At 69.0% G+C, this 6,465-nt stretch carries 2 protein-coding genes; both read right to left on the reverse strand.

Going from position 1 to position 6,465, the window contains the following annotated elements:
- The coding region (locus VP06_RS31030; protein WP_048467680.1) for an efflux RND transporter permease subunit at positions 1–3,060 on the reverse strand (3,060 nt) is incomplete at its 3' end.
- 220 nt (positions 3,061–3,280) lie between these two features.
- Positions 3,281–6,400 carry an MdtB/MuxB family multidrug efflux RND transporter permease subunit gene (locus tag VP06_RS31035; protein ID WP_048467681.1) on the reverse strand — a complete coding sequence of 1,040 codons (3,120 nt, stop codon included), beginning with the start codon at positions 6,398–6,400 and terminating at the stop codon, positions 3,281–3,283.
- Positions 6,401–6,465 lie beyond the last annotated feature (65 nt).

Here is a 6,465-nt window from a genome sequence, read left to right on the forward strand (position 1 = left end):
CATGATCGGGCGGAAGCGCAAGAGGCAGGCTTCACGGATCGACTCCCGCGGGCTCAGCGAGCGCGTGCGCTCGGCATCGAGGGCAAAGTCGATCATCATGATGGCGTTCTTCTTCACGATGCCGATGAGCAGGATCACCGCGATGAGCGCGATCACCCCGAATTCCTCCCCGGCCAGCATCAGGGCCAGGATCGCCCCGATCCCCGCCGACGGCAGGGTGGAGAGGATGGTGAGGGGGTGGACCCAGCTCTCGTAGAGGATGCCGAGGACCGCGTAGACCGCCAGCAACGCCGCCAGGATCAGCAGCGGCTGGCGCGAGGACGAGGACTGGAAGCTCTTCGCCGAGCCCGCGAACTCGCCGTGGATGGTGGCCGGCAGGCGCAGGTCGCGCATGTGGCCGTCGATCGCCGCGGTGGCATCGCTCAGGCTCTTGCCGGGGGCGAGGTTGAACGACAAAGTGGTGGCGACGAACAGGCCCTGGTGGCTGACCTGAACCGGGGTCGAACCGGTCTCGAAGCTGGCGAAGGCCGAGAGCGGCACCATCGTCTCTTTGCTGCTGCTCACCGCGGCGCTCGACGAGGCGCTGGAGCGGCCGGCCGCCGCGATGGAGTTGGTGGCGGCGTTGCGGGCCGAATCGGTCGCCACTGCGGCGGCGGCGCTCGTCGCGTCGGTCGGCGCGGTCGCGGCGCTCGCCACCGTGCCGGCAACCGCGTTGGTGGTGGCCGAGCCGCGGGCCCGGGCTCCGGAGGTCGAGACGTAGATCAGCTTCAGCGTCTCGGGGTTGTCGAGGTAGCGCGGCGCGATCTCCATCACGACATGGTACTGGTTCAACGGGTTGTAGATCGTCGAGACCTGGCGCTGGCCGAAGGCGTCGTAGAGGGTGTTGTCGATCTGGTCCGGGGTCAGGCCGTAGCGGAACGCGGTCGGCCGGTCGATGACGAGCCGCGTCTCCAGGCCGCCCTGCTGCTGGTCGGAGGTGACGTCGGTGAAGGTCGGGTCCTTCTGCATCGCCTCCAGCAGCTTCGGGGTCCAGGTGTAGAGTTCCTCGCTGGTGTCGCCTTGCAGCGTGTACTGATATTGCGAAAAACTCTGGCGCCCGCCGACGGAAAAGTCCTGGCGCGGAAACAGGTAGAGCCGGGCGCCCGGGATGCTGGCGAGCTTCGGCCGCAGGCGGGTCATCACGTCGCTGATCGGATCGCGCTGGCCGAGCGGCTTCAGGCCGACGAAGACGTTGGCCGAGTTGGTGCCACGCCCGCCGGTGAAGCCGACGACGCTCTCCACCGCCGGATCGGCCTGGACGATGGCGGTGGCGCGGCGGAGCTTGGCGCTCATCGCCTGGAACGAGATGCGCTGGTCGGCCTGGATGCCGCCGATCATCTGGCCGGTATCCTGCTGGGGAAAGAACCCCTTCGGCACGATCACGTAGAGGTAGACGTTGAGCACGACCGCTGCGAGCAGCACCAGCATCACCGTCACGCCGTGGCGCAGCGCCCAATCGAGGGTGACGCGGTAGCCCGACAGCAGCCCCTCGAATGCCGCCTCCAGCCCCCGCGCCAGCCGACCCGGCCGGGCGCCGTGCGCCTCGGGCTTGAGGAACCGGGCGCACATCATCGGCGTGGTGGTGAGCGAGACGACGAGCGAGATCAGGATCGCCAGCGACAGGACGACGGCGAATTCCTGGAAGAACCGCCCGATGATGCCGCCGGCGAGCAGGATCGGCAGGAACACCGCGATCAGCGACAGGCTCATCGACAGGACCGTGAACCCGACCTCGCGGGCGCCGAGCAGGGCAGCCTCGACCCGCGAGCGCCCGTCCTCGATGTGGCGCTGGATGTTCTCCAGCACCACGATGGCGTCGTCGACCACGAACCCGGCCGCGATGATCAGGGCCATGAGCGAGATGTTGTCGAGGCTGTAGTCGCACAGCCACATGGCGGCGAAGGTGCCGACCAGCGAGATCGGCACCGCCACCGCCGGGATCAGCGTCGCGCGGGCGGAGCGCAGGAAGCCGAACACCACCAGGATCACCAGCCCGACCGAAATGATCAAGGTGCGCTCGGCCTCCGCCAGCGACGCCCGGATGGTCAGCGATCGGTCGCCGGTGACGATCAGTTCGGTGTCGCCCGGGAGCGCAGCCTTGAGCTGCGGCAGCGCACCTTTAAGCCGGTCGATCGTCTCGACGACGTTGCCGCCGGGCTGCTTGTAGACGATCAGGAGCACGCCGCGCTGGCCGTTGACGAGGCCGAGGTTGCGCCGGTCCTCGACCCCGTCGACCACCTGCCCGACGTCGCGCAGGCGCACGCCGGCCCCGTTGCGGTAGGCGACGACGATGTCCCGGTAATCGGCGGCCTTGCGGCCCTGGTCGTTGGCGTAGAGCTGGTAACGCCGCTCGCCGGCCTCGATCGCGCCCTTCGGCGAGTTGGCGTTGGCGCTGGCGAGCGCGGCGCGGATGCCCTCCAATCCGATGCCGTAGTTGAACAGGGCGTTGGGGTCGAGTTCGACCCGCACCGCCGGCAGCGACGAGCCGCCGATATCGACGTTGCCGATGCCTTCGAGCTGCGACAGCTTCTGGGCCAGCACGGTCGCGGCGGAATCGTAGAGCGCGCCTGGGCTGAGCGTCTTCGAGGTGAGGCCGAGGATCAGGATCGGCGCGTCGGCCGGATTGAACTTGCGGTAGGTGGGATTCTGGCGGAGCGCCGTCGGCAGGTCGGCGCGTGCGGCGTTGATCGCCGCCTGCACGTCGCGGGCGGCGCCGTTGATGTCCCGGTCGAGCCCGAATTGCAGCACGATCCGGGTCTGACCGACCGAACTCGTCGAGGTCATCTGGTCGACATCGGCGATCTGGCCGAGGCGCCGTTCCAGAGGGGCGGCCACGGTGGTCGCCATGGTGTCGGGGCTGGCGCCGGGCATCGACGCCTGGACCAGGATGGTCGGGAAGTCGATCTGCGGCAGCGGCGCCACCGGCAGCCGCACGAAGGCGAACAGCCCGGCGAGCAGCACCCCGAGGGTGAGGAGCGTGGTGGCGACCGGGCGCAGGATGAAGGGGGCGGAGAGGTTCATGGGGCGGCCCCGGGGGCGCCACGCTCGACCCTCCCCCCTCTGCGGGGGAGGGTGGCGAACGCAGTGAGCCGGGAGAGGGGAACCACGCTTCCGGATGAGGCGGAACCGTTTTGAAGGGCGCGATCTGGATCAGCGTCGCGCTGCCCCTCTCCCGCCCCGCTCCGCGGGGCACCCTCCCCCGCAGAGGGGGGAGGGTTCATGCGCTCGGCCGTCGTGCTCATCACGGCACCGCCTCCCCGGGGGCGAGTCCGCTGCCCCGGCGCCCGGAGAGGCGCCGACCCAGGCGATCGAAGGCGAGGTAGATCACCGGGGTCGTATAGAGGGTGAGGATCTGGCTCACGATCAGCCCGCCGGCGATCGAGATGCCGAGCGGCTGGCGCAGCTCCGAGCCGGTGCCCGTCCCGAGGATCAGCGGGACCGCGGCGAAGAGCGCCGCGAAGGTCGTCATCAGGATCGGGCGGAAGCGCAGGATGCAGGCGTCATAGATCGCATCCCGCGGATTCATGCCCTCCTCGCGCTCGGCCTGGAGCGCGAAGTCAATCATCATGATGGCGTTCTTCTTCACGATGCCGATCAGCAGCACGATGCCGATGATGCCGATGATGTCGAGGTCGTGCCCGAACAGCATCAGCCCGGCCAGCGCCCCGATGCCGGCGGATGGCAGGGTGGAGAGGATCGTGATCGGGTGGACGAAGCTCTCGTAGAGCACGCCGAGCACGATGTAGACCGTCACGATGGCGGCGAGCACCAGGAACAGGGTGTTGTCGAGCGAAGCCTGGAAGGCGAGCGCCGAGCCCTGGAAGATCAGCCGGAAGCTGTCGGGCATGCCCAGTTCCGCCTCCGCCGCCCGGATCGCCGCCACCGCCGGCCCGAGCGAGGCGCCCGGCGCGAGGTTGAACGAGATGGTCGTCGCCGGGAACTGGCCGAGATGGCTGATGAGGAGCGGCGCCCGCCGCTCGCTCACCTGGGCGATGGCGGTGAGCGGCACCTGCCCGTTGGTGGCGGTGGAGGACGGCAGGTAGATCCGTTGCAGCGACTCCAGCGTCCGGTGCAGCTCCGGATCGGCCTCCAGGATCACCCGGTACTGGTTCGACTGGGTGAAGATCGTCGAGATGATGCGCTGGCCGAAGGCGTCGTAGAGGGCGTTGTCGACCGAGGCCGGGGTGATGCCGTAGCGGCCGGCCGTGGCGCGATCGATGGTGATGTAAGCGGCCAAGCCGCTCGCCTGCCGGTCGCTCGCCACGTCGGCCAGATCCGGGATCTGCTTCAAGCGGTCGACGAGGCGCGGGACCCAGGTGTCGAAGGCGTTCGGATCCGGGTTCTCCAGGATGAACTGGTATTGCGTCGCGCTCACCGCCGTGTCGATGGTGAGGTCCTGCACCGGCTGCATGAACAGGGCGATGCCCGGCACGTCGGCGACCCGGGCGGAGATCCGCCGGATGATCGCGCTGGCATTCTCCGCCCGCTCCTCGCGCGGGCGCAGGTTGATGAGGAAGCGGCCGGAATTCAGCGTCACGTTCTGGCCGTCGACGCCGATGAACGACGACAGGCTGACCACGTCCGGGTCCTTCAGGATCGCTTCGGCCAGGCGCTGCTGGCGCTCGGCCATGGCGCTGTAGGAGACGGTCTGATCGGCCTGGGTGATCCCCTGGATCAGGCCGGTATCCTGGACCGGGAAGAATCCCTTCGGGATCACGACGTAGAGGTAGACCGTCAGCACCAGGGTGCCGATCGCGACCAGCAGCGTCAGCCACTGGTGGGCGAGCACGCCCCGCAACGTCCGGCCATAGAAGGCGATGCCGCCCTCCATCAGCCGGCGCCCGGCATCGGACAGGCGCCCGGCGGCGCGGGCCTGGGGCGCCTCGTGGCGCAGGAGCCGGGCGCAGAGCATCGGCACCAGGGTCAGGGAGACCACGCCGGAGATGACGATGGTGGCGGCGAGCGTGATGGCGAATTCGTGGAACAGGCGCCCCACCACCTCGCCCATGAACAGCAGCGGGATCAGCACCGCCAAGAGCGAGACGGTGAGCGAGATGATGGTGAAGCCGATCTCGCGCGAGCCCTTGAGGGCCGCCTCCATCGGGCTGTCGCCCTCCTCGACGTGGCGGGCGATGTTCTCGATGACGACGATCGCGTCGTCGACGACGAAGCCGGTCGCGATGGTGAGCGCCATCAGCGACAGGTTGTCGAGGGAGAAGCCCCACAGGTCCATCACCGAGAGCGCCCCGACCAGCGAGAGCGGCACCGACAGGCTCGGGATCAGGGTCGCGGGCAGCGAGCGCAGGAACAGGAAGATCACCAGCACCACGAGGGCGATGGCGAGCAGCAGCTCGAACTGCACGTCCTCGACGGACGCCCGGATCGTCACCGTGCGGTCGGTGAGCGGGGTCACCTGGACGGCGGCCGGCAGGGTCGCCTGGAGCTGGGGCAAGAGCGCCTTGATCCGGTCCACCACCGCGATGACGTTGGCGCCGGGCTGGCGCTGGATGTTGAGGATCACCGCCGGGGTGGTGTCCATCCAGGCGCCGAGCTGGGTGTTCTCCGCGCCCTCCACCACCTCGGCCACCGCCGAGAGCCGCACCGGCGCGCCGTTGCGGTAGGCGATCACCGCGTCGCGATAGGCGGCGGGGTCGCGGATCTGGTCGTTGGCGTTGATGGTGAAGGACTGGGTCGGCCCGTCGATCGAGCCCTTCGGGGTGTTGACGTTCAGGTTGTTGATGGTGGTGCGCAGGTCATCGATGTTGAGGCCATAAGCCGCGAGCGCCGAGGCGTTGAAGCGCACCCGCACGGCCGGCCGCTGCCCGCCCGCCATCGAGACGAGGCCGACGCCCGAGACCTGGCTGATCTTCTGGGCCAGCCGCGTCTCGGCGAGATCGCGGACCTGCGTCAGCGCCAGGGTCTTGGAGGTGAGCGCCAGCGTCAGGATCGGCGCGTCGGCCGGATTGACCTTGGCGTAGACGGGAGGCGCCGGCAGGTCGCCCGGCAGCAGGTTGCCGGCCGCGTTGATGGCGGCCTGCACCTCCTGGGTCGCGATGTCGATGCCGAGATCGAGGTTGAACTGGAGCGTGATGACGGAGGCCCCGGCCGAGGACTGCGACGTCATCTGGTTGAGGTTGGCGAGCTGGCCGAACTGCCGCTCCAGCGGCGCCGTCACCGCCGAGGTCATCACCTCGGGGCTGGCGCCGGGATAGAAGGTCTGGACCTGGATCGTCGGGTAATCGACCGAGGGCAGGGCCGAGAGCGGCAGGTTGAAATAGGAGATCATGCCGACGAGCAGGATCGCCAGCATCAGGAGCGTGGTCGCGACCGGGCGCAGGATGAACAGGCGGGAGGGGTTCATCGGGCGGCTCCGGCGTAGGGCGCACCGACCCTAACCCTCCCCCCACGGAACTCGGGCATGCCCGA

Source organism: Methylobacterium aquaticum (assembly GCF_001043915.1).
Lineage (GTDB): Bacteria > Pseudomonadota > Alphaproteobacteria > Rhizobiales > Beijerinckiaceae > Methylobacterium > Methylobacterium aquaticum.